This is a genomic window from Sphingobacteriaceae bacterium (assembly GCA_002319075.1).
In the GTDB taxonomy this organism is placed as follows: Bacteria; Bacteroidota; Bacteroidia; order B-17B0; family Aurantibacillaceae; genus Aurantibacillus.
In genome coordinates, this window is record NVQB01000001.1 from 1472589 (window position 1) to 1496405 (window position 23817).

A 23817-nucleotide genomic window follows, 5' to 3' on the forward strand; every position below is an offset into this window, starting at 1 on the left:
ATAAAATTAAAGCGCTCTTACTGCTCCTTTAAATTGCATACCTCTATCTTCGTAATTTTGAAACAAATCAAAACTAGCGCAGGCCGGAGATAATAAAACGACATCCCCTTTTTTACCAATTTTGTAGGAAGCCGCTACTGCATCAGCTGCATTATCAGTCTCTACAATAGTTTCGATAACTCCTTTAAAAGCATTAATAATTTTGCTATTGTCTTTTCCAAGACAAATAATTGCTTTTACACGAGCCTTTACAAGGTCCATCAATTCGTTGTAGTCATTGCCTTTATCCTGGCCACCGCAGATCCATACCACCGGCTTCTCCATACTTTCGAGAGCGTACCAGGTAGAGTTAACGTTAGTCGCTTTCGAATCATTAATAAATTCGATACCGTTTATAGAGGCAACAAATTCCAAACGGTGTTCGATATTTTGAAAATCCTGTAAACTTTCGCGGATAATTTCCTTGCGGACATCCACGATTCTGGCAGTCATTCCTGCTGCCATGCTGTTGTAAACGTTGTGTTTACCTTGCAATGCTAATTCTTCAATTGTCATAATTAAGGGGTTTTGGTTTGGTTTATAATTAAGGGTTATTTGGTTTGTGGTTAAAAAAGCGCCGTCACCATCAATTGGTTCTTTGATGCTGAAAGGCACTAGAGTTGCGTTTATCTTGTGTTCAGTGATGTAGTTGGTTATGACCGCATCATCGTGGTTATACACAAAATAATTTTGTTTGCTTTGGTTTTGTGTTATTCTGAATTTGGAGGCAACGTAATTTTCAAATTTGTATTCGTAACGGTCTAAATGATCTGGGGTAATATTTAAAAGAACAGCTATGTCTGCAGTAAAATCATACATGCCATCTAGCTGAAAGCTGCTTAATTCCAAAACATAGTAATCGAAATTTTCGCGTGCTACCTGCATGGCAAAACTCTTTCCCACATTGCCTCCCAGGCCAACATTGTATCCCGCTTTTTTTAATATGTGATAAGTCAACAGTGTTGTAGTTGTCTTGCCATTTGAACCCGTGATACAAATTTTTGTAGCATTGGTGTAGCGTCCCGCAAATTCGATTTCAGAAATTACCGGTATCGATTTTGCCTTCAGTTTTTGTACTATATCTACTTTGTCTGGAATACCCGGACTCTTAACCACCTCATGAGCGTTTAAGATCATTGCTTCGGTATGTATTCCTTCTTCAAACAAAATATTTTCTTCTACTAATTGTTTTTTATATTTCTCTTTTATCAATGATTTGTCACTCACAAAAACATCAAATCCTTTTTGTTTGGCCAGTATGGCTGTACCCACACCACTTTCGCCGCTACCCAGTATCACTAATCGCTTACTCACTATCTTAATTTCAGCGTAACGAAGGTTAATACAGCTAATGCAATTCCAACAATAAAAAACCGCATAACAATTTTTGACTCATGGAAACCAACCTTTTGATAGTGGTGATGAAGTGGAGCCATTTTAAATAACCTGTTGGCTTGTGCAAATTCTAAACCGCGTCTCTTTTTTTGATATTTAAAATAATAAACTTGTAAAATCACTGAAATGTTTTCAACCAGAAACACCCCACATAAAATCGGAATCAACAATTCTTTACGAATAGCGATGGCATAAACAGCTATAATTCCGCCAATGGCAAGACTTCCGGTATCTCCCATAAAAACCTGGGCTGGAAAAGAATTATACCAAAGAAAGCCAATGCACCCGCCAACAAAGGCCGCTATAAAAACCACCAACTCACCAGAGTTAGGGATATACATAATGTTTAAATAATCGGCGAAAACCGTATTACCTGAAACATATGCTAAAATTCCAAGAACAGTGCCAATGATAGCGCTTGTTCCCGCGGCGAGCCCGTCAATACCATCCGTAATATTCGCACCATTTGAAACTGCCGTCACAATAAGGATTACCATGGGGATAAAAATCAACCAGCCGTATTTTAAACAATCATCGCAGGCCCACGAAATAAACTTTCCATAATCCAGTTCATTGTTTTTTGAAAAAGGAATTGTTGTCTTAAGCGTTTTAATGGGAGCATCGGCGTATTTAGGTGTTCTAACACTTTTGTTAGGATCTGTGGAAATATTAAAAACATCTTTTGAAGTAGAAACAACTCTTTCTTTAACCACTACATCCGGATGAAAATAGAGCACGCAGCCAACAATCAAACCAATGCCAATCTGGCCAATAATTTTAAATTTTCCTTTTAATCCTTCTTTGTCTTTTTTAAATACTTTGATATAATCATCCAGAAAACCTATAGCTCCAAGCCAAACAGTTGTAATCAACATTAAAACAATGTACACGTTATGAATTTTCGCAAACAACAAGGTGGGAATGATAATCGCTGCAATAATTATTAAACCTCCCATTGTAGGGGTACCTTTTTTTTGTGTCTGACCTTCTAATCCCAATTCACGGATAGTTTCGCCGATTTGTTTACGGCGTATAAATTCTATAATGCGTTTACCAAACAACAAAGAAATTACCAGCGAAGTAATCAATGCCATGGCCGCACGAAACGAGATGTAATTAAACACACCGGCACCGGGAAAGTCTATGGTTCTGTCGAGGTAATTAAACAAATAATACAACATTATATGCCGAGGTTTTTAATGGTTTCTTTTAATATTTCTAAATCGTCAAAATCATATTTCACACCTTTGATCTCCTGGTACTTCTCGTGGCCTTTTCCAGCAATCAAAATGATATCTCCCTTTTTGCTAAACTGACAAGCTGTTCTAATTGCTTCCTTTCTATCTGTAATACGTAATGTTTTTTTTACGTCAACGGGATTGATCCCTTTTTGCATCTGATCTAGAATTTTTTCAGGATCTTCACTGCGCGGATTATCAGAGGTTAACACAACTTTATCACTGTACTCACATGCTATTGCAGCCATCACGGGACGCTTGGCGGAGTCTCTGTCGCCACCGCAACCCACCAGTGTTATAACGCTTTCATTTCCCGTACGAATATCTTTTATGGTTTCTAACACATTTTTTAAAGCATCCGGTGTATGAGCGTAATCTACAATCCCTATAATGCCGTTGGGAGATTTCACGTATTGAAAACGTCCTTCTACAGAATTCAGATTACTTAATGCGGTAAGAATATTGGTTTTGTCTTGTTTTAAAAGAATCGCTGTAGCATACACTGCCAGAACATTGTAAGCGTTAAATGTTCCGATCAGTTTTACCCAGATTTCCTGATTATCAATATTCAGGAACAAACCCGCAAGATGATTTTCAATAATTCTACATTTAAAATCGGCAACAGTTCTTAAAGCATAAGTATTTTTATTTGCTCTCGTATTCTGAAGCATGATCAGGCCATTTTTATCATCCCGATTTACAAGCGCGAAAGCCGAAGCAGGCAACATATCGAAAAATCCTTTTTTTGCCTTGATGTATTCGTCAAATGTTTTGTGATAATCTAAATGGTCATGTGTAATATTTGTAAATACTCCACCCGCAAAAACCAGTCCAGCAATACGATTCTGCACTACAGCATGAGAACTTACTTCGATAAACACAAACTCACAGCTCTGCTCTACCATGTTGCTTAAAAGTTCGTTCAGACTTAGTGCATCAGGTGTTGTATGCGTTGATGGAATTACTGTACTATTTATTTTATTTTGAACGGTAGAGAGTAATCCAACAGAATATCCTAAAGATCTGAATAAATTAAAAAGAAGTGTAGCGGTTGTTGTCTTACCGTTTGTACCCGTTACACCAACCAATTTTAATTTCTCTGATGGGTTATCATAATAATTACAGGCTATTATACCTAAAGAGTAAGTGGAGTCTGTAACTTTAATATAAGTAACACCGTCATTTTTTTCTTTAGGCATCACCTCACAAACAATACCAATGGCACCCGCTTCAATTGCTTTTTGTATAAACTGGTGGCCGTCCACAGCTGCTCCTCTCGAAGCTACGAAAAGACAACCCTTCTTTACTTTGCGGGAATCAGATACAACCGACGAAATAGCCATGTGCGTGGAGCCCAGGACTTCTTCAAGCCTGACTTTGTATAATATTTCGCTGAGTAATTTCATTCTTTTTGTTTTATCCTGATTATTCTCTTCTGTTAACCGAGTGTCAGTATTATCTTATTTCCCCTGCTAAATCTTTGTCCAGCTTCTACACTTTGTTTTTTAACGCTGCCAAAGCCCTGCAGACGCACATAAAAGCCATTGTTTTCTAAAAGAAATAAAGCGTCTTTCGCAGATAATCCAGAAAGGTTAGGCATAATTCCTTTTTTTAATTGTGACTCCAGGTTTATTTCTCCCAGAGCCAAGTGCGTTGAATCTGCTTTATTACGACGCACATATTTTTCAGAATCAGAATTTTTAATCGGAACATGCAGCGCTTGTGCCAGCTGCGTTAATTCATTCGACTTTGCTGTGATCGCATCTGGAGCTTTAGTAAGCAAAGTGTTATGATTATTTACCGGCTCAATACAATTTAAACTACTGGAATAAACTTTTTCAGCTATCTCTTTAAATACCGGACCAGCAACAGCAGCACCGTAGTAAACACCATTGCTTGGAGAATTAATAACAACGATACAAGTGTATAGTGGATTTTCCGCTGGAAAGTACCCTACGAACGAAGCCTGGTAGCTGCGCTCCCCCACTCTGCCATATGTTCCATTTATAGCAATTTGTGCCGTTCCGGTTTTACCACCAACTTTAAAAGCAGTAATATTTAAAGCTTTGCCTGAACCATTCGCTACTACACCTTCCAATAGTTTTTTAGCCTTGCGAATCGTTTCTTTTTTTACAAACTGTTCAATTAAGACTTCGGTCTCAAATTTTTTCACCACAATTCCATTGCGTCTGACTTCCTTTACAAAACGAGGCTTAACCATACGACCATCGTTTGCAACAGCGTTGTATAGCGTTAGAGTTTGCAAAGGGGTAATTAAACTCTCGTAACCATAACTTAGTTGCGGCAGTGTAACACCCGACCAATATTTTGTTTTGGTCTGCGGAATTCGCGGCACCCCTTCACCAGGAATGGACAATCCTAATTGCTTATTCAGGTGAAAAGAATTTAGTTTATCCGCAAACTTCTGTGGATTTTTTGAATAGTATTTAGTGATCAATTTAGAAACGCCAACGTTAGACGAAGTTTCAAAAACACGCTGCACAGTGAGGATGGGCGATTCCGGAGCATGTGAATCGCGAATTGTTTTATCATAAAAAGTGCATTCCCCGTTCCCAACATTTACAAGCTCATCTAAACTCACGCCATATTCATCAATAACTGCTAACAGCGAAGCAAGTTTAAATGTTGATCCCGGTTCTGTTGGATAACCGATCGCGTAATTAAAGCTTTCGTTATAATTCACAGAATCACCTTTACTCTTGGTAAGATTTGCGATAGCCTTGATCTCACCTGTCTTTACTTCCATCAAAATAGCGCAGCCGTGAGAGGCCTCATTCTTTTGAAGTGTTTTTAAAAGTGCATGCGTTGCAACGTCCTGTAGATTTATATCAATCGTTGTATAAAGATCGCTTCCGTCTTTTGGCTCTACCTCATTTTCATCGTTAATCGGTCTCCAAACATCACCGGCAATTTTCTGCATCAAACGTTTTCCACTAACGCCCATTAATACCGTATCAAAAGCACCTTCGAGTCCAACCGGTTTAACACCCGGACGCGACATACCAATAGTCCTTCCCGCCAACATTTGAAAGGGACGTTCTCTGCGGTTTGTCTGCAGTGTTACCAGCCCACCACGTTTTCCTTTTCTGAAAATCGGAAATTTCTTAAGGGTCTGCAGATCTTTATAAGAAACATTGCGTTTTAAAAGAACATAACGGGCTTTATCTCTGCGGGCTTTATTTAATATTTTTTTATACTCATTAGGACCCTTGTCATGAAACAAGCTGCTTAATAAAAAAGTGAGAGAGTCACGGTTATCCTTATAAAATTTCTCGGTAATAGACGGAGCGTTTATATCTACTGCAACTTCATAATATGGAAGAGATGTAGCCAGTAAAGCTCCATTGGCATCAAAAATATTTCCCCGCACAGCTTCCATATCCTCCACTTTTGTAGTGAAGGCTTCTGCTTTCGCACGCCACTCATCGCCCTCCATAAATTGTATCACGCAAATGCGATACAAAATACCAAGAGCAAATACACACATAAAAATATATGTGAGATAGGTGCGGGTTAAAATATCCTTTTTATTTTCCAAAATTTACTTTTACTGATGAAGGGAACTAAGTTCTGCTTCATTACCTTTATATAATTCAATGCTATCCACTTCTATTTTCACCGGTGGTACAACTGGCTCTTTTAATCCTAATGCTTCAGCCGATTTAGCTACCTCACTTTGTTTACTCGCAAACATGAGTTCACTTTTTGTAGAGATATATTCTGAGCGGTACTCTTTGATCTCTTTCGTTAATTTATTCTCAAGACGAATATTATCATCAGCGTAATAATTGTAACCGATGTAAATCAAGGCAACAAAACTTAGAAACAATATAAACGGGAGGTGTTTTAAACTAGACTCATTTGTAAGAAAAGATCCGCTGAATACAGAAGACAGACCTTTCGCCAGTACTCCTTTTTTTCTTGGTTTTTGAGGTTTCTGAGGCTTTACAACTTTCGACTCAATCTCTTCAGCCGTCAGTCTATCCTCTTCCTGTTCTGAAGCTTTAACTTTTGGTGTATCTCTGAATTTATTTGCCAACTTTTATTTCCGGTTACTTGTTTTTAGTTTCTTGTTGTTTAACCAGGTACAAGAAACCTGGAACTTTTAATTTTAAATTTTCTCCGCCACTCTCAACTTTGCACTTCTTGCTCTTGTATTAATTTTAATTTCTTCTTCACTCGGCAGAATAGGTTTTGAAGTGAGATTTTTAAATATTTTTTTACCAGTTCCGTAAATAATATCTTTCACTTCTACTCCTTCTACATTTCCTGCCTTTATAATATTTTTCACCATGCGATCTTCCAAACTATGGTAGGACAGCATTACCAGTCTTCCGCCACTCTCCAACAATTCAACACATTGTGTCAGACACTCTTTTAATGCCTCCATTTCCTGGTTCACTTCTATTCTTAAAGCCTGGAATACTTTTGCTAAATATTTATGTTCTTCGAACTTTGGTGTGCAGGATTTAATAACTTCTTTTAAATCGTTCGTCGTAGAAATTTCTTTTTCACTTCTCGCTGCCATTATTTCGCCAACCAATTTCGCTGCATTGTGAATTTCCGCGTACTCTTTGAACATTTTTATCAGTTCTTTGGAGCCATACTCATTGACAATTTTTTTTGCCGTCAAGTCATTCTGCTGATTCATCCGCATGTCCAATTCTGCATCGAAACGAATTGAGAAACCACGGGAAGCCTCATCAAACTGGTGAGATGAAACACCGAAATCACCTAAAATGCCATCCACTCTGGTAATTCCATTTAAACGCAAATAACTTTTAAGGTATCTGAAGTTTTGGGGGATCAATGTAAAGCGCGGATCTTTCAACGCATTTTTCTGCGCATCAGCATCCTGATCAAAAGAAAATAATTTCCCTTGCTCACCAAGATGTTTTAAGATGAGCGCTGAATGGCCGCCACCACCAAAAGTCAAATCCACATACACACCATTCGGTTGAATGTTAAGATTATCAATACAAGCTTGTAAAAGAACGGAAGTGTGATACGCAGGATTATTCATCATCCATATCGCTAAAGTTTACATTCCCTAAAACATCCTCTGCTAATTTTTCAATGTTGATATCCTGGTTAAGGAAATCTTCATATAATTTTTTATCCCAGATCTCAATCACATTGTTACTTCCTAAAACTTTGAGATCGGATTTTATATCGGCGTAATCGGTTAAAGATTTCGGCACTAACAAACGCCCCGAATTATCTGCTTCCACATTGGTTGCCCCACCCGTAAATTTTCTAACGAACACATCGTTCGCTTTTATCAAGCGGTTAAGCTTACTCAACTTTTTATTCAGTTTTTCCCATTCACTTAATGGGTATAAAACCAGGCACTTTTGATGAAGATTTCTGTTAATAACAAAGCCTTTTTCAAAGATCTCCTCCAGTTGTTTCCGTAGGTCTACAGGGAACATGAAGCGACCTTTTGCGTCGACTTTACAATCATATTCTCCAATTAAACCTGTCATGTATTGATTTATAAGCTTTTAGCAAAAATAAACATATTTTTACCACTTTTTACCACTTTAAGCCATTTTTTACCACTATGTTGAAAAAACCGGCCAAATGAACAATGTTCATAAAGTAGGGCACTTATGAAAAACCAATAAACAGGGCATGACAAAATGCCCGCCTGGATTGAGCGGAGACCGTTTTAACAGTACCGGGAAAATGGTTAAAATCGAAGTTTTGGGCTGACGTTATTAACAGCTGAATGAACAATTAAGAAAATTCCGGATAATTTGATGGATTTGTTAAAATAAGATCAATTCTGAGCTCATTTAGAGATAATAATGGCAAAAATGACCTCGTGAAGTGAAGGATAACTCTTTGAAAGTTTTTGCACAGAGGAGGCATTTAAAAAAATGCCTGAAGATCAGATAAATTCTTCTTTCTTAAAATAATCGATAATAGAATCGATGATCAATTTATTTTGCTGCTTTGCGTCCAGAAAAGGAAGGTTCTCTTTTAACTTCCAGTGCGGCCAACCGTCACCGTCATTTCCTTCAAATTCATAGAATCCATAAGGCTCCAGAAGCGTGCAGATAGCAACGTGCATGATTTCCAGCTTCTGATCTTTTTTATATTTTTGAAAGGGCTTACCGAGTTCCTGTAATCCTATTAAAAATAATATAGAATCGTAATCGACTTCACTATCGAAGCGCTCTTTTAATTTTTTTTGTAGTATCTCCCAGTCACTTGCCATTTTCAATTCGTCTATTTCTGCCACAGATAACGCTGATTCCACAGATATTTACTTAAAATCATTTATTAATTTGTCCTTATTCTACTTTAGCCCAATACAAATCTGCGCAATCCGCGTCATCTGTGGCTACTCTTCTTCTTCATCCGCTAAATCCTTCTTGGTTTCACGTGGCGGCCTGTTCTCATTAATTTGAAAATCTATAAATTCAAGAATATCTTCTTTACCTGATTTTTTCTCTGCAGAGCTAATAAAAGTATTGGGCATTTCTTCCCACTCTTTTAAAAGTTCTGTTTCAATGTTCTTTATATTTTTTGCTAATTCTGCTTTTGAATTTTTATCTGCTTTTGTATAGATAATCGAAAAAGGAATTTCCGTTTCGCCACACCAGGTCATAAATTCAAAATCAATTTTTTGTAAAGGCAAACGACTATCGATCAATACAAAAAGGCAAACCAGGGTCTCACGTTTTTTACAATAATCGTAAATGATAGTTTCAAACTTCGAACGGTTGTCCTTACTTGTTTTTGCAAAACCATATCCCGGTAAATCCACAAGATACCACGAATCATTAATGGTAAAGTGATTGATGAGCTGTGTTTTTCCGGGAGTTGCTGAAACCTTTGCTAATTGTTTATTGTTGCACAACATGTTAATCAGTGAAGACTTTCCAACGTTACTTCTTCCAATAAACGCGTATTCCTGCAGCGTAGGCTTCGGACATCCGAAAATACTTGAGGCACTTTGTTTGAATACTGCTTTCTTAATTTCCATTTAAACTTCTTAATCCTTTTTCAAGGAGGTATGAATTAAAATGTCTCTCTTTTTTACTATCGTACACATCTCTGATAGTCACTAATATCCCAGTTTCTTCCACTCCCCCAAACGTTGGATTGATAGCCGTTCCGAAGCTCTTCATAGTGGGGCTCAAATTCATGTAAGCATTTACTAAAGGCGGAATATTTTCACCGAGCTCATGCACATGTTTGTGAAGAATCGCATGTCCCTCTTTGTAGGGCTGTCCTTTCAGTAGCTCTACAAAAGCATCGGTATTTGTTTTCTTTTCAATAGAATGTATGGGCCAAACCAATCTGTCTTTATCCGGAAAATAATGCTGCATAAATGCAAGAATATAATCGCGGGCAGTAACATTAAAATCGGTGTACATGGTTACTTTACCATAAAAATGTTTTTGCGAAGGATTGTCTATAACCAAAGCTCCAAGCCCGTCCCAGAGATTATCTAAACTAAACAAACCTTTACGCCTGTTTTCACCAGGTTGATAAAGCGGTTGAATAAATGATCTTCCTAACTCAATGGTTTCATTCAGGTACTCTTTATAAAATTTCTCACTGAACTCAAAAAGTTCTGTCGTAGCGAGATTTACTTTGCCATTTACAAACTCCGCATCTTTACATAAAATAAATCTGTAGGCACCAACAAGTTCTTTGTCCTCAGGATTCCAAACAAGCAATTGCTGATAAGGATGAGAACTTGTATCGAACTCATCAATATCAATTTCTTTGCCGGTTCCTCCACCCGCGTGACGAAATGTTACTTCACGTAACCTTCCAATCTCCCGCATAACATTCGGCGCATTGTGCTGAGTGATAATATAAATTTCGTTGTTTCCATTATTGGCCTTTCGAACGTAACGCTCCCTGGTTAGTTCGTCTAACAAGGCTTCCTTGCTTACTGGGTCAATGATCTTTTGCATAACTTACTTTGTAAATATACAGAAAGTGTTTCTAAACCGCAATGAGAAAGAATGCTATTTTAGTGCCTGAATAGTTTCATAACTCATTAATTTCCCAGCATCTGTAATGTATACAGATATTTATAGTAAACATGCTAGCGATAAATTTATATCTTTAAACTTGTTAATTATAGATGACTTTCAGAGTTTCACTTAAAATAATTTTATCGTTTTTTTTCCTTTCCGGAACTAAGCCCTTTTATGCGCAGCAGCCTTACAAGTTCACTTTAACCACGAATAAAGAATTTTGTTTAAAAGGAAGTGCGGCGCTGGAAATTTCGGGTACAAACCCTGTTGATACAATCACCATAAAGTGGAGCGATGGCAGCAGAAACGTAAATCAAATTTATGAACTTGCCGGCGGAGACTATTCTGTATTTGTAAGGATAAAACATCACGATTCGCTAACGGTTATAAAAGATACTACTTTCTTTTTTTCTATCGATAAAGAAGTGTGTGCCGTTTCTATAGATAAATATTTTTCTCCCAACGATGATAACTACCATGATCTTATGGGAGTTTATAACGCGCAATACCACCCCAATTTTGAGTTGACTATTTTCAATAAATGGGGGCAACAAGTGCATACTCAAAAGAACAGTTATATACCCTGGGATGGAAAATGGAATGGCATTGCGCTTCCCGACGGAACGTATTTTTATGTTTTCTTTTATGATAGCTCCGACAAAACCAAATTAGTCAAAGGCGACGTCACCATCCTGCGTTAAAAAAAGTTTCAGGTCAACTTTAATAAGAGTTTTTATTTTTAATCACGCTTAATAGTATTTAAGTGTAGAATGCCAACGCGTTTGAAAACCACTAACCTTCTACTTTGCGACCGTTTGAAAATAAAATGCTACCACATTTCAGTGCGTTGTTTCAAAATGCATTGCTTATAAATAATTTTACATCAGAAACAAATTAAACACATTGGATGAATAAACATTGACTTAACCTTTTAAACCCCATAAACCATGAGTCACATGATCACCAATGAGCAAAAATTAAACGATATAATTTTTGCAGACCGTAACAAAGCATATGGAGCCTATGTTTTGCGCTCCGAGTACGGTTACACAGTTTTTAAATCGCTTTCCATGATGCTGATTGGCGTTGGCACCATCGCATCGGTAGCACTTTACATGAATCAAAAAAATCAACCCGAAGAAAATCTCGCTGGTCAAGTGTTTATTCCCGATTCAGTTTACGTTGTTCGTTTTACACAGGAAGAAAAGAAAATAGAAGAACAACGTGCCGAGAAATCAAAAGAGAAACCGGCAACAACTGAAAAAGCCGAAGAATCGAAAACGGAAAGAGCTGTTATTGTAGACTCAACACTTATAACTGTGCCAACAAGTACAAACACTTCAGCAACACTTGTAGCTTCCGTAACACTTGCTGGATCAGGAACAAGCTCAACAATAAGTACTGGAAGTATTGGCGGCGGGTTAGTGGGAAAGCCGGATACAGCTGTTGCACAGCCTTATACTGTGGACAGTGCACCTGAATTCGAAGGCGGATACTCGGCCTTAACACGCTTCGTTGCAAGAAACTTAAAATATCCTGAGCCCGCTTACGAATTGGGTGAAGAAGGAATTGTTTACGTAAAATTTGTAGTTGACGAGCGAGGAAAAGTAGGGCGATTAAGTTTACTAAACACCGCAGGTTACGGTATGGACGAGGAAGCTTTGAGAGTAATCGCTTTAATTCCAAATTTTAAATCACCTGCAAAAGTAAAAGGAGTTGCAGTAAAATCTTACTATCAGCTTCCAATAAGGTTTCGTTTCAAATAATAAAAATAACACCCAAACACAACATAAAAACGGCTATGAAGCAAATTCTTCATAGCCGTTTCCTTTTACCAATAAAATTAAACATCTAAATACCAAACGATTAGCTAAAATTTTATACCCAACAGTCTAATACATAACATTCTTATGTATCTTTGTCTTAGGTAACACTTATATAATCATGATCTATTCTTCCGAATTAATAAAAGGCACACTTAAAACAATCGTTTTAAAATTGCTTGCCGACAATAAAAAAATGTACGGCTATGAAATTACTCAAAGGGTAAAAGATCTGACCTTTGAAAAAATACAGATTACTGAAGGTGCTTTGTATCCAACACTCCACGCATTAGAGGCGGATGGACTTGTATCAACAGAATTGGAATACATCGGTAAACGCGTTCGTAAATATTACAGTTTGAGTGCTTCAGGAAAAACAAAAACTAAAGAAAAAGTCAGCGAGCTTGAAGACTTTATGAATACCATGAAATTTCTGCTGGATATAAAAACAGTATAAATGTTCCAGCTTACTGAAAAACATATTGACCATATTCTTAACGACATAAGTGCACGTGGCGTTGAGATGGAGAGCCTGCAGCAAAACCTGGTCGATCACGTATGTTGTATCATCGAGCAAAACCTCGAAGAAAACGGAGACTTCGAGAGCTTCTATCAAAAAACCATCAAAACATTTTATAAAGATGCTCTGTGGGAAATTGAAGAAGAAACTATCTCCTTATTAATCTTTAAAAATTATTACACTATGAAAAAAATAATGATTTGGAGCGGAGCTTTATCTGTTCTTACACTTGCAGTCGGAATCATCTTTAAATACATGTATTGGCCGGGAGCTACAATCTTAATTTGCTCAGGCATATTTTTAGGCAGCCTTCTGTTTCTTCCTCTACTGTTCACTTTAAAAGCAAAAGAAAAACAAAAAACCAAAGACAAGTTAATTATAGCCATCGGTGCACTGGGCATTATTCTTGTAAGCTTGTCCTTTTTATCTAAAGTCATGCATTGGCCGCATTCGATCGACATGATGTATCTTTCGGCAACTCTTATGTTACTCCTTTTTTTACCGCTCTATTTCTTTTCTGGTATAAGAAACCCTGAAACAAAACTAAACACCGTCACTACATCTTTTCTGGTAATTCTGGTTTACGGTATATTATTTATGATGGTAAGAACTCCCTACTCAGCAGTACATACCGACATGGTTGCGCACCAAGAACTCGGAATATGGCAAGAAATCATGCTTAATGAAATTCGTTTATCTGCTCAAAACAAAGATTCAATTACTCCAACTATAAAGGACCTTCATAAACGAATCGATAAAATCTGCGTTGAAAGTATGACCTATGTCTTTTGGCGGGAACCCGAAATCGATACCACAGCTAAAACACATGACAGAGAATTTGACAATTCTAAGCGACTGAGTACTGATCCTTTTGTATGGGATGATGCCATACAAACAAAGCTGGACTCCCTCGGTAATCTTGTTAAAAATTATAATCTGGAATTAGCGAAAATTGGTAGTCCTAAACTCAGTCGGATCAGAGTAACTGCTACGCTTCTTGATAAGACAATGCGGTCTAGCATAATTACGAAAGCTAATGTAAATGCTCAGTTACTTCAAATACGAATGTTTCTTCTGCAAAACACCCGAACCCTAATCGCTATGAAATAAAAAAATGCCGGGCGTTTTCCTCGTCCGGCATTTTTAAAAAGCATTAGATAGTTTATCCCAATAGTTCTTTCACAAGAGCTGAAACAATTTTGTTGTCAGCTTTTCCCGCAAAAGCTTTTGAGGCAGCTCCCATCACTTTTCCCATATCACCAGGTCCAGAAGCGCCTACAGAAGCAATTAATTTTACAAGCTCAGCTTTGATTTCAGCTTCTTCCATTTGTTTGGGTAAGTATTCTTCCATCACACGCGCCTGGAACATTTCCTCTTCTTCCAGATCAGGACGATTTTGAGTTTTATAAATATCTGCAGATTCTTTACGTTTTTTTACTTCTTTTTGAATTGCTTTAGTCGCTGACTCTTCCGTTAAACCTTCCGGAGAAGTTTTTAATAAAAGAACAACCGACTTAATGCCGCGTAAACTTTCAAGACGTTTTGAATCTTTTGCCAGCATAGCTGTTTTAATCTCTGCGTTTACTTTTTCTTCTATATTCATTTTGTTTGATTTTTAATGTATTGATTCTACAAAAATAAAAAAGCCACCCGTATTTGAGTGGCTTTTAAACAAATAATTTTTAGTGTTATTGGCTCACTGTAATTTTACCAGATTTAAGCGTTTTTCCCTCTTTGCTGCTGATACTGTATAAATACAAACCTTTGTTGAAAGAAGAAACATCCACTTTAGATTTTCCTTCATTTAAATTTTGTTTTTCTACCAGTTTACCGGTGATATCAAATACTGAAACAGTATTGGCATCAGGGTGATTTGTAGCAAAATTTACGAAAGTATTAGAAGGATTAGGAAAAGCGGAGAATTGAATGTTTACCCCTGTATTCTCATCCAACCCAACAGTTGTTGTACCTGTAGGAGGTGCCGTAAGATTTTTATTGCGTGCTACAACAGTTTGAGTAGTGGTATTACCAAGAACAGTTGCTGTAGCAGTCATAATTGTAAAAACCGGGGCTTTAACTCCAGCAGCAAACCACTCGTAGTTACGCTGGAAAACGGTTGCAGGAGCAAATTGCGTGGTGATATTTAAGGTTTGATTAGTTACTACACGAACAACATCTGTGTAAGTAATACCACCCGGTAAACTAATTGTACCAGATGCATCCACCATTGCTGAACTTGATCCTGCAAATGTTCCCGTTGTTGGAAATGGACTTGTAATAGATATCGAGCCTCCTGTAACAGATGTAGTTGTTGTATTAAGACTCATTGGATAAGAAGCGTAAATTGCCGGCGCCGTGTAGTTGATAGATCCTGCAATCGTTCCAACTGAGATATTTCCACCATAATACCCTAGAGAACTTGTAGCAGAAGCCAGGTATGATAAATCGTTTGCCGCAGAGGCCAGGTTAATATTTGCTTGTGGATAATTTGCATTAGAAGTGGTAGCAGCAGTGTAACTTCTTACAAGATTGCTGAAAGTTGTAATAGTTGCATAGTTCCAGCTCACATCGGCTCCTGAAGCTCCCGATGTTGTTGCTATTGAATCACAACGGTACATTTGATATGTTTCGCCATTAGCAGGCGCATGATTTGCCTGTGTAAGCTGTGCGTTCACAGCAACTACAGCGAAAAAAGAAAGAATAGTAAAGTAAATTTTTTTCATAGAAAAGTTATTAGGTTTATTCAAAAATATGAAAAAAACAGGCAACCCCAACAGCCACTCGTCGAAAAGCGGCAGTAAATAGATTATTTTAACAAAAGCGAACTGTCTCCATAACTCAAAAACCGGAAATTATGTTCTAATGCATAGTCGTAAACACGGCGCCAATCATCACCAACGATTGCACCAATAAGCAGTAGAAGCGTGCTTTGCGGCTGATGAAAATTTGTTATAATCCCTTTTATGATTTTTAGTTCGTATGGAGCTGCGATCAATATTTGCGTGTGACAAACGAGTTGCGTCAACTTATGCTTGTCCATCCACAAAAGCAGGGCTTCAAGACTCTCGCTAACACTTACCATTTGATCTTCGAGATCATAAACTTCCCACTGAGTAATTTCCAACTCGTGTAAACTTATATTTTTATTATGGAAAGCTTTTAAACCCATCCAATAAAGACTTTCGAGCGTTCTCGACGAAGTTGTACCTACAGCTATAATTTTTTTTTCGGGGCTGCTTTTTAATAATACCTCAATTGCGTCTCTCGATACATCTATCCATTCTGCATGCATATCATGCCCCTGCATGCTTGCCGATTTTACAGGCTTAAAAGTGCCTGCTCCTACATGTAGCGTAACGGATAAAGTTGGAATCGATTTTTCTTCCAGTGTCTGAAGTACTTCTGTTGTAAAGTGCAGTCCTGCGGTCGGCGCTGCTACCGAACCTTCCGTTTTAGCGTAAACAGTCTGGTACCGCTCCTGGTCGCTTACGGTGCTTTCTCTTTTTAAATAAGGAGGAATTGGCGTCTGTCCAAATAACTCAAGCACTTCTGAAAATTGAAGGTCCGATGGTTCCCACGAAAACTCTATGAGTACATTCAAGTCCTTACGCTCAATGAGATCGGCTTTTAGCGTAATAGCGTTTTTATGAAGAAACAAGCTTTCCTCTTTCCATTTTTTCAGATTTCCTACGAGACAATTCCATCTTATGGATTTTTGCGCAGACATGGCTACCGTTAGCTCTAATTCCTGATTATGAGGTTCAAGACAAAATATCTCTATGCCTTGTCCTTTTAAATTGACGAACTCAAGGCGGGCATTAATGACTTTGGTGGTATTAAAAACAAGAAGAGAGTTTTCAGGTAAAAACGAACCGATATTTTTGAAAACAGCTTCTTCAATTTTTTTATCCTTATAAACCAAGAGCTTTGATTCATCCCTCTTTTCAAGGGGATAGGCTGCTATTTTCTCTACAGGTAAATTGTAAGTGAAATCCTGAATGGAAATATCTTTAGGATGCGGCACGAAACTTATGCTATGTTCATTAATCTGAGAACCTTTTCAATATCTTCAGGAGTATCTACGCAATGACTGTCAAAAGCTGTCTCCGCACAGGTAATTTTATAACCATGTTCGAGCCACCTCAGCTGCTCCAGAGATTCTGCAATTTCCAGTGAAGATGGTTTTAAATTGGTTATTTTTTGAAGGATATCAACGCGGTAAGCATACATCCCAACGTGACGGTAATAGTCAAAATGCTTATGCCATTCTTTTTCGTCTTTATTTTTTATAGCCGGAATAACGTTCCTGCTAAAATAGAGTGCTTCTTTGTTTGTATTCAGAACAATCTTTACTTCTCCTTTGTCAAAAAGCACATCATGATCTGAACATTTGATCATTTGAGTAGCAATTTCTACACTTCCGGTACAGATCTCAGCTAGGGAGCTGATCTGGTCGGGATGAATAAAGGGTTCATCGCCCTGAATGTTTATGACATACTTAAAAAGTTTTCCGTGATTCTGGTAGGCTTCAAAACAACGGTCAGTGCCACTTGGATGGTCTGCACGGGTAATAACTACAGGAGCTCCGAAATTTTTTGCATGTAGCGCAATTCGCTCATCATCTGTGGCTATAATCACTTCATCCAGCAATTCAGATTTCATAGTTTGCTCATAAACCCTTTGAAGCATCGACTTGCCTTTAATGATGGCCAAAGGTTTGCCGGGAAAACGGGTAGAAGCGTAACGCGCGGGAATTATTCCTAAAATTGACATTGTAAAAAAAAATTAAATTCCCAATATTGGGGAAGAATGGACAAAAATAACTAAAAAGTATTATCTATTTTTATTGTTTTCAAAAGCTTGTGAAGTACACTATTTCTATATTCTCTCTGATTCTCGCCTCTTTTATACTTGCGTTTAAGAGTGCCAACGATATTAAGCCGGCAAGGATCCTACACCAGATGTACGACTCCATAAAAACCATTAAGACATTAAAGGAAAAAGTGAAAGCGATGGAACGCGTGGAATCTAAGTTTGTTACCGCGAGTTCTGAAATAAAGGTGCAGACGCACCCCCGAAAAGTTTATTTTAATAACAGGGATAAAAAAGTGGAGGTTTTGTTTGATGGCGAAATTTCCGCGCACAAAGCTTTGGTAAAAGTTCATACTTTTCCTTATCTCACTTTAACGCTGGATCCCAGTGGAAACATCATGCGTAAAAACCAACATTATTCTTTAAATGAATTAGGTTTCGAATTCATAGGAAAGTCTATAGCACTTACTATCAGTAAAGACAAAGAAGGTGGCCTGGCTAATTTTTCTTACCTCGGAAAAGTGATGAAAAACGGGTACAATTGTTATCTTTTAGAATATGAAAATAAAAATTATGCCTACACAAACTATACTGTTGGAGAAAAAGAAACCGCAAGCATCATCTCTTTAAAACTTTGCGTTAATGATTATTTATTGCGTTACAAAAATGATCTTTTAAACGACTTTGGTTTTCTAAAAAAAGGTACCGTCTTAAAAGTACCAACACTTTATTGCAAAAAAGCAATACTCTATATCGACGATAGACTAATGCTTCCTGTAGCTCTCAGTCTTTACGACGATATTGGCCTATTCGAAAACTACGAATACACCAACATCGAAATAAACAAAGGCTTTAAACCTGACGAATTTTCGAAAGACTTTAAAGATTACGGATTTTAGAGGCGGAGGATGTAAAAACAGAAAATGGCATTTGTAATTTTTCACTTACACAGCTGCATCTTCCTACCCTTTATATTTTTTTTAAAGTTCCTTCATCAAAACTTTGTAAAGTTCAATCATGCCCTCTACATCTTTTTTATGGACTTTTTCATCCGGGGTGTGAACGTTCTCTTCAGCTGCACCAATAAAGCACCAGTCCCAGGCATACTCCGCCATTTGTAATTCTTTGGCATCGCTGCCGCCACTGCCTTCGATTTCTAATTGATAGGCACAGTTATTTTCATCAGCAATTTTAATAATCCTATTTATAAAACTCCTTCTTGGAATTAAACTATCGCGCATGCTAATTACCGGTCCTTTTGCATAATGCACCCCATCTGAGATCCAGGAAATATCGGAAATCAATCCTTGGTCGATTTTATAATTTTCCTGCAGGTATTTTTGCAGATAAGACACACTTCCACCTCCATGCTCTTCCCAGCTGCTAAATACAATTGCACCATTCTTTAATGTTTCTGCAACTTTTAGTGCATTATACATGCCCAAATGATTATCCATATAACAACATTGCAAATACTCTTTATCTTCTCTCCAGTCTGGTTTAAATACAAGCTCCGTGCCTCTTTCAAAGTCACGCTTACCTTTGTATTCCAATCTTGAATGTCCTGCTTTTTTATCCTCCACAATGGCTAATTCCACTTCTTGCGTGCCCTGGCTGTCGGTGCCCACCAATTTAAAACCATTTTGTAACATGGGGCCTCCAATTTTTACCAGTTGTTTTCCATAACGCACGGTAAAGCCAATACTGTCCATGTGCGCAAAAATAGCGGTGCGTGGTTTTCCGAAAATTAAAATGATATTATCCTGGAACCCTTTTCCATGAATTATCTTTGGTTTGTGCTTCCAGTTTTTCCAATTCTCTTTAATATAGCGCATCAGAAAGTTTTTCATGCCTGCTTCGTTTCCGCTGGGGGCATGAACTTCAGACATTTCTTTCAATAAGCTGTACTCGTTTTTAATAGTTTCTTTTTTCATTACTATAAGATTTACTTAGTGATTAAAACTAAACAAGTTTTACAAACTCTAATTTAGTGGTATATAATTCCGTGAATTTACTTTCTAATTTTTCTGAATGCATTTTTTTTACCTGGAAAATGATGGTGTTTTTTTCATCGTAAGTTGTCGAACTCATTTTCGCATCGTACTCCTTCAAAAGGCGCATAACCGCACTTAGAGCATCAAATCCAAATTCTATTTTATACTCGAACAAAATAAATTGCTCTGTAACAGAAGCTAAAGCGAGTGCTTCTGAGGCGGCATTCTTGTATGCATTTATCAAACCACTGACTCCCAAAAGCGTGCCTCCAAAATAACGCACAACCACAATTAAAATATTCGTGAGGTCATGCGATTGAATTTGCGCCAATATAGGTTTGCCGGCACTGTTCGAAGGCTCTCCATCGTCATTACTTCTATACGCTGCTTTATCTGCTCCTAAGCGCCAGGCATAGCAATGATGATTTGCAGAAGGATGCTCTTTTCTTAATGTAGCAAGACAAGTTTTTATTTCCGGTTCGGTTTTTACCGGAAAGGCGAAAGCCAGGAACTTTGAGCCCCGCTCTTTGGTTATAGCTTCTACCGGAGCAACAATGGTAAAGTAGGAATCGGAAAAAAGCATTGTGAAATCTTATTTTACTTAAATTCGGTTTCAGGAGTTTAATTTGTAAATTTAAACCTAATTTATACAACAATAGAACCCAATTATGATAAAGCGTGTAGTGATCCTTCTTGTCTTCTTCTTTTTTCTCAGCCAGGAAAATCATGCCCAGTTTTTGTATTATAAAAGCCCTGATTCACAAACTGTCAGTCAGTTTAGAGATTCTGCCAACCGGGTAAATAATATTGATTCAAATAGCCTGTTAAGAAAACAATTCAATTACGTTTTAAAATTTTATCCCAAAATGCGTGTTAAAACTATCCAGGTGAAGTACACAAAATCGTCAACCATTGCTGTAACCAAGCCTAAATTCGGATCTATCTTTAAACTTCCTCATCAACGCAGCTACACTATTTATTTTAGCAAACAGACTAAAACCACTATGGATAGTGTTTTGCTGAACAATCTGAGCTTTAACGCGCAATTGGGTATGATTGCCAATCAGGTAAGCGTTATTGAGGATATGGCCACCGGTGGTTTTTTTAATTTTATTGGCTGGTATTTTAAACACCTTGGTCGTAAAGGAAAAAAAGAAATTCTCCAGGAAGCTGAACAGAAAACATTGGAAGTAGGACTGGGTTACCAGCTTCTAGCTTACAATAAAGAATGTGAAGAAAAGCTGCAGATCAGCAACTGGCAAAGTACAAAAGGCTACGGAAATTATTTTAAACATTATCGTAACATGGCGCTCAGACCTCAAAAGGTCAGTAATTTTATGACCGACCTTCCTGTATACGTGAGCAATAACTACAAATAGACTGAGGATTTAAGGGCCGCAGGACTGAAGGAATGCAGGACTGGAGGGATGCAAGACTTAAGGGATGCAAGACTGAAAAGACGCAAGACTGGAGGGATGCAGGACTTAAGGGACACACTATTAAGAGACTAAACATTAAAAAAAGGGACGAAATATATTTCGTCCCTTTTTTAATAATTGAAGCCGTCACTGTTCTTTAGTATCTTTTATCCACGCTCACTTGAATCTCTTCTGTCTTAATTGTCTAAAGTCCCTTCTGGCCTTGTTTTTCTGGCACTAGCGCAGGTATAACATTTCTCTGTATTTTGGAAGTGGCCAGGTAGCATCATCTACAATAAATTCCAATTTATCCACTTCGTAACGAATGGTTTCAAAATAAGGTTTTACTTTATCGCAATATGCATGCGCTTGTTTTTTTGCCGTATCTAAAGTATTGGCGCTTTTACGAGCTTCACGCATTGCTTCCGCAGCTTTAACGATAGTAGTAACACGTTGGCTGATTTCTTTAGCAATTTCTAATTGCGTATCAGCAGCAACTTTAAAATCTGCAGCGCTTAAAACATTTTTTAAACCGTTGATGTTATCCACCAAAACTTTTTGGTAGGTAATTGCAGCAGGTACAATTTGATTGTTTACCATATCAGCAATGATACGCGATTCGATCTGTATCTTCTTCGTGTAAGTCTCTAAATAAATTTCGTAACGCGATTCTTGTTCGCGGTGATTTAAAATTCCCAGATTTTCGAAAAGGTGCAATGTTTTTTTGCTGATAAAGGTTTCAAGTGCTCCCGGAGTTGTAGGAATATTAGACAAGCCGCGTTTTTTAGCTTCTGCTTTCCACTCATCGCCATAACCATTTCCTTCGAAACGAATTTTTTTAGATTCGATGATGTACCTTTTTAAAACCTGGAAGATAGCGTCATCTTTCTCCATTTTCTTATCCATCAGAGCATCTACATCCGTTTTGAAATCAATAAGTTGTTGAGCAACTATAGTATTCAGAACTGTCATAGGTCCCGCGCAATTCGCAGATGACCCTACAGCACGGAATTCAAATTTATTTCCTGTAAAAGCAAATGGAGAGGTTCTGTTACGGTCTGTGTTATCCAATAAAATATCAGGAATTTTACCAATGCTTAATTTAAGCGCCGTTTTTTCTTCCGGACTTAATTTTTTATCGCCAACACTTTTTTCAATTTCATCCAGTACCTTATTTAATTGTTCGCCTAAGAAAACACTCATAATAGCTGGAGGAGCTTCGTTAGCGCCCAAACGGTGATCATTATTTGCTGAAGCGATACAAGCACGCATTAAATCAGCATGTTCGTAAACTGCTTTTACAGTATTTATGAAGAAAGTAAGGAACTGTAAATTCGTTTTAGGAGTTTTACCCGGCGATAATAAATTTTTACCCGTATTTGTAGCAAGACTCCAGTTATTGTGTTTACCACTTCCGTTAACTCCGGCGTATGGTTTCTCGTGAAGCAATACACGGAAGTTGTGGCGGATTGCCACTTTTTCCATAACGTCCATTAATAATTGATTGTGATCCACTGCGATATTGATCTCTTCAAATACTGGAGCACACTCAAATTGAGCAGGTGCTACCTCGTTGTGACGGGTACGTACCGGAATTCCTAATAAATGAGATTCGTATTCAAAATCTTTCATGAAGGCCAAAACACGCTCAGGAATTGAACCCCAGTAATGATCTTCTAACTGTTGTCCCTTTGCCGAAGCATGTCCGAATAAAGTACGTCCTGTTTGTTGAAGATCGTAGCGGATATTATATAAAGCTGCGTCAATTAAAAAGTATTCTTGCTCCCAACCTAAGGTTCCGATAACCTTTGTGACGTTTTTATCAAAATACTGACAAACATCTGTAGCCGCTTTATCCAAAGCAGATAAAGACTTTAATAAAGGCGTTTTAAAATCTAAAGCCTCACCCGTGTAAGAAACGAAAATGGTCGGAATACATAAAGTGTTACCCCAGATAAACGCTGGAGATGTAGGATCCCATGCAGTGTAACCACGGGCTTCGAAAGTACTACGCACGCCACCATTCGGGAAAGAAGAGGCATCAGGCTCTTGTTGCACCAACTGCGATCCGCTAAAACGTTCTACCGCGCGACCACCGCCAATAGGTTCAAAAAAACCATCATGTTTCTCAGCAGTAGTTCCGGTTAACGGTTGAAACCAGTGCGTAAAGTGAGTTACACCTTTGCTTTGTGCCCAGGCTTTCATGCAGGCTGCCACCTGGTCCGCAATCTTACGGTCAAGTGTTACGCCTTTTTCCATAGCTTCCTGAACGCGGGTAAAGCCTTCTTCGCTTAAAAATTCACGCATGGCATCGATACCAAATACGTTTGCTCCAAAATACTGACTTACTTGTTTCTCAGGATAAGTAATGTCGGCAGGTTTGCGATTTACCACTTCCTGCATTGCTGAATTTCTTCTTGTACTCATTTTTTATAGGGGGTGTTTGGTGAAATAATCAATTATTCGGCAAAATTATGTCAAAAAAAGGGGGGGTGCAAGTGAAAAAAGTGATTTTATTTCAAAAAGAGGTAAATTTTTGAACCGTTTTTTAACA

General features: G+C 37.8%; 23 protein-coding genes. 6 read left to right on the forward strand and 17 right to left on the reverse strand.

What is annotated here, in order from left to right; translation table 11 throughout:
• Positions 1 to 6 precede the first annotated feature (6 nt).
• The 10 genes from murD to CNR22_06590 form a co-directional block, all read right to left on the reverse strand.
• Complete coding sequence (murD, locus tag CNR22_06545) at positions 7 to 1356, reverse strand: UDP-N-acetylmuramoyl-L-alanine--D-glutamate ligase (GenBank protein PBQ31435.1); 1350 nt, start codon at positions 1354 to 1356, stop codon at positions 7 to 9.
• Positions 1353 to 2615, reverse strand: coding sequence for a phospho-N-acetylmuramoyl-pentapeptide-transferase (locus CNR22_06550; protein ID PBQ31436.1), 1263 nt, complete (start codon positions 2613 to 2615; stop codon positions 1353 to 1355). Before CNR22_06550 ends, murD begins: the two co-directional genes overlap by 4 nt.
• Complete coding sequence (locus CNR22_06555; GenBank protein ID PBQ31437.1) at positions 2615 to 4078, reverse strand: UDP-N-acetylmuramoyl-L-alanyl-D-glutamate--2,6-diaminopimelate ligase; 1464 nt, start codon at positions 4076 to 4078, stop codon at positions 2615 to 2617. The genes CNR22_06550 and CNR22_06555 overlap by 1 nt, the downstream gene beginning before the upstream one ends.
• 32 nt (positions 4079 to 4110) lie before the next feature.
• Positions 4111 to 6231: a cell division protein gene (locus CNR22_06560; GenBank protein PBQ31438.1), complete on the reverse strand. Its 2121-nt coding sequence runs from the start codon at positions 6229 to 6231 to the stop codon at positions 4111 to 4113.
• 9 nt (positions 6232 to 6240) lie between these two features.
• Positions 6241 to 6732, reverse strand: coding sequence for a hypothetical protein (locus CNR22_06565; protein ID PBQ31439.1), 492 nt, complete (start codon positions 6730 to 6732; stop codon positions 6241 to 6243).
• A 72-nt stretch (positions 6733 to 6804) separates the two neighbouring features.
• Entirely contained in the window at positions 6805 to 7716 is a 912-nt protein-coding gene (locus CNR22_06570) for a 16S rRNA (cytosine(1402)-N(4))-methyltransferase (protein ID PBQ31440.1), read from the reverse strand.
• Positions 7709 to 8179: a division/cell wall cluster transcriptional repressor MraZ gene (gene mraZ / locus CNR22_06575; GenBank protein ID PBQ31441.1), complete on the reverse strand. Its 471-nt coding sequence runs from the start codon at positions 8177 to 8179 to the stop codon at positions 7709 to 7711. The genes CNR22_06570 and mraZ overlap by 8 nt, the downstream gene beginning before the upstream one ends.
• Positions 8180 to 8586: 407 nt before the next feature.
• The gene (locus tag CNR22_06580; protein PBQ34843.1) at positions 8587 to 8940 is read right to left on the reverse strand and encodes a hypothetical protein; all 354 of its coding nucleotides are present in this window, start codon (positions 8938 to 8940) and stop codon (positions 8587 to 8589) included.
• A gap of 102 nt (positions 8941 to 9042) precedes the next feature.
• Complete coding sequence (locus CNR22_06585; GenBank protein ID PBQ31442.1) at positions 9043 to 9687, reverse strand: YihA family ribosome biogenesis GTP-binding protein; 645 nt, start codon at positions 9685 to 9687, stop codon at positions 9043 to 9045.
• Positions 9677 to 10630, reverse strand: coding sequence for a hemolysin (locus CNR22_06590; GenBank protein ID PBQ31443.1), 954 nt, complete (start codon positions 10628 to 10630; stop codon positions 9677 to 9679). Before CNR22_06590 ends, CNR22_06585 begins: the two co-directional genes overlap by 11 nt.
• Positions 10631 to 10803: 173 nt before the next feature.
• On the opposite strand from CNR22_06590, the gene CNR22_06595 reads away from it, so the two are divergent.
• The 4 genes from CNR22_06595 to CNR22_06610 all read left to right on the forward strand — a co-directional run bounded on the left by CNR22_06595 (position 10804) and on the right by CNR22_06610 (position 14149).
• On the forward strand, positions 10804 to 11397 hold the full coding sequence (locus tag CNR22_06595; GenBank protein PBQ31444.1) for a hypothetical protein: 594 nt from the start codon (positions 10804 to 10806) through the stop codon (positions 11395 to 11397).
• Positions 11398 to 11643: 246 nt separating this feature from the next.
• On the forward strand, positions 11644 to 12462 hold the full coding sequence (locus CNR22_06600) for a hypothetical protein (protein ID PBQ31445.1): 819 nt from the start codon (positions 11644 to 11646) through the stop codon (positions 12460 to 12462).
• Positions 12463 to 12643: 181 nt separating this feature from the next.
• Positions 12644 to 12976 (forward strand): PadR family transcriptional regulator, encoded by a 333-nt coding sequence (locus tag CNR22_06605; protein ID PBQ34844.1) that lies wholly within the window; start codon positions 12644 to 12646, stop codon positions 12974 to 12976.
• Positions 12977 to 14149 carry a hypothetical protein gene (locus tag CNR22_06610; GenBank protein ID PBQ31446.1) on the forward strand — a complete coding sequence of 391 codons (1173 nt, stop codon included), beginning with the start codon at positions 12977 to 12979 and terminating at the stop codon, positions 14147 to 14149.
• Between the two features lie 52 nt (positions 14150 to 14201).
• Here the strand turns inward: CNR22_06610 and CNR22_06615 are convergent, their stop codons facing one another.
• The 4 genes from CNR22_06615 to kdsB form a co-directional block, all read right to left on the reverse strand.
• Positions 14202 to 14642: a glutamyl-tRNA amidotransferase gene (locus CNR22_06615; GenBank protein PBQ31447.1), complete on the reverse strand. Its 441-nt coding sequence runs from the start codon at positions 14640 to 14642 to the stop codon at positions 14202 to 14204.
• An 85-nt stretch (positions 14643 to 14727) separates the two neighbouring features.
• Positions 14728 to 15762 (reverse strand): hypothetical protein, encoded by a 1035-nt coding sequence (locus tag CNR22_06620; protein PBQ31448.1) that lies wholly within the window; start codon positions 15760 to 15762, stop codon positions 14728 to 14730.
• A gap of 83 nt (positions 15763 to 15845) precedes the next feature.
• Positions 15846 to 17063 (reverse strand): S-adenosylmethionine tRNA ribosyltransferase, encoded by a 1218-nt coding sequence (locus CNR22_06625; GenBank protein ID PBQ31449.1) that lies wholly within the window; start codon positions 17061 to 17063, stop codon positions 15846 to 15848.
• Between the two features lie 5 nt (positions 17064 to 17068).
• Positions 17069 to 17812, reverse strand: a complete 744-nt coding sequence (gene kdsB / locus CNR22_06630) for a 3-deoxy-manno-octulosonate cytidylyltransferase (protein PBQ31450.1) — start codon at positions 17810 to 17812, stop codon at positions 17069 to 17071.
• 89 nt (positions 17813 to 17901) lie between these two features.
• On the opposite strand from kdsB, the gene CNR22_06635 reads away from it, so the two are divergent.
• Positions 17902 to 18750, forward strand: a complete 849-nt coding sequence (locus CNR22_06635) for a hypothetical protein (GenBank protein ID PBQ31451.1) — start codon at positions 17902 to 17904, stop codon at positions 18748 to 18750.
• Between the two features lie 81 nt (positions 18751 to 18831).
• Here CNR22_06635 and CNR22_06640 read toward each other — a convergent pair whose 3' ends face one another.
• Positions 18832 to 19785: an aminopeptidase gene (locus CNR22_06640; GenBank protein ID PBQ31452.1), complete on the reverse strand. Its 954-nt coding sequence runs from the start codon at positions 19783 to 19785 to the stop codon at positions 18832 to 18834.
• A 28-nt stretch (positions 19786 to 19813) separates the two neighbouring features.
• Positions 19814 to 20428 (reverse strand): YigZ family protein, encoded by a 615-nt coding sequence (locus tag CNR22_06645; GenBank protein ID PBQ31453.1) that lies wholly within the window; start codon positions 20426 to 20428, stop codon positions 19814 to 19816.
• 85 nt (positions 20429 to 20513) lie between these two features.
• On the opposite strand from CNR22_06645, the gene CNR22_06650 reads away from it, so the two are divergent.
• Positions 20514 to 21224, forward strand: coding sequence for a hypothetical protein (locus CNR22_06650; GenBank protein ID PBQ31454.1), 711 nt, complete (start codon positions 20514 to 20516; stop codon positions 21222 to 21224).
• A 276-nt stretch (positions 21225 to 21500) separates the two neighbouring features.
• On the opposite strand, the gene CNR22_06655 is transcribed toward CNR22_06650, so the two are convergent.
• Positions 21501 to 23690: a glutamine synthetase type III gene (locus CNR22_06655; GenBank protein PBQ31455.1), complete on the reverse strand. Its 2190-nt coding sequence runs from the start codon at positions 23688 to 23690 to the stop codon at positions 21501 to 21503.
• Between the last annotated feature and the right edge of the window lie 127 nt (positions 23691 to 23817).

Coding starts and splice junctions, on each gene's coding strand:
- CNR22_06655 (PBQ31455.1), bottom strand. CDS start 23,690: ATGAGTACAAGAAGAAATTCAGCAATGCAGGAAGTGGTAAATCGCAAA.
- CNR22_06640 (PBQ31452.1), bottom strand. CDS start 19,785: ATGAAAAAAGAAACTATTAAAAACGAGTACAGCTTATTGAAAGAAATG.
- mraZ (PBQ31441.1), bottom strand. CDS start 8,179: ATGACAGGTTTAATTGGAGAATATGATTGTAAAGTCGACGCAAAAGGT.
- CNR22_06590 (PBQ31443.1), bottom strand. CDS start 10,630: ATGCAAAAGATCATTGACCCAGTAAGCAAGGAAGCCTTGTTAGACGAA.
- CNR22_06645 (PBQ31453.1), bottom strand. CDS start 20,428: ATGCTTTTTTCCGATTCCTACTTTACCATTGTTGCTCCGGTAGAAGCT.
- CNR22_06585 (PBQ31442.1), bottom strand. CDS start 9,687: ATGGAAATTAAGAAAGCAGTATTCAAACAAAGTGCCTCAAGTATTTTC.
- CNR22_06615 (PBQ31447.1), bottom strand. CDS start 14,642: ATGAATATAGAAGAAAAAGTAAACGCAGAGATTAAAACAGCTATGCTG.
- kdsB (PBQ31450.1), bottom strand. CDS start 17,812: ATGTCAATTTTAGGAATAATTCCCGCGCGTTACGCTTCTACCCGTTTT.
- CNR22_06570 (PBQ31440.1), bottom strand. CDS start 7,716: ATGAATAATCCTGCGTATCACACTTCCGTTCTTTTACAAGCTTGTATT.
- CNR22_06650 (PBQ31454.1), top strand. CDS start 20,514: ATGATAAAGCGTGTAGTGATCCTTCTTGTCTTCTTCTTTTTTCTCAGC.
- CNR22_06600 (PBQ31445.1), top strand. CDS start 11,644: ATGAGTCACATGATCACCAATGAGCAAAAATTAAACGATATAATTTTT.
- CNR22_06610 (PBQ31446.1), top strand. CDS start 12,977: ATGTTCCAGCTTACTGAAAAACATATTGACCATATTCTTAACGACATA.
- CNR22_06620 (PBQ31448.1), bottom strand. CDS start 15,762: ATGAAAAAAATTTACTTTACTATTCTTTCTTTTTTCGCTGTAGTTGCT.
- CNR22_06595 (PBQ31444.1), top strand. CDS start 10,804: ATGACTTTCAGAGTTTCACTTAAAATAATTTTATCGTTTTTTTTCCTT.
- CNR22_06550 (PBQ31436.1), bottom strand. CDS start 2,615: ATGTTGTATTATTTGTTTAATTACCTCGACAGAACCATAGACTTTCCC.
- CNR22_06555 (PBQ31437.1), bottom strand. CDS start 4,078: ATGAAATTACTCAGCGAAATATTATACAAAGTCAGGCTTGAAGAAGTC.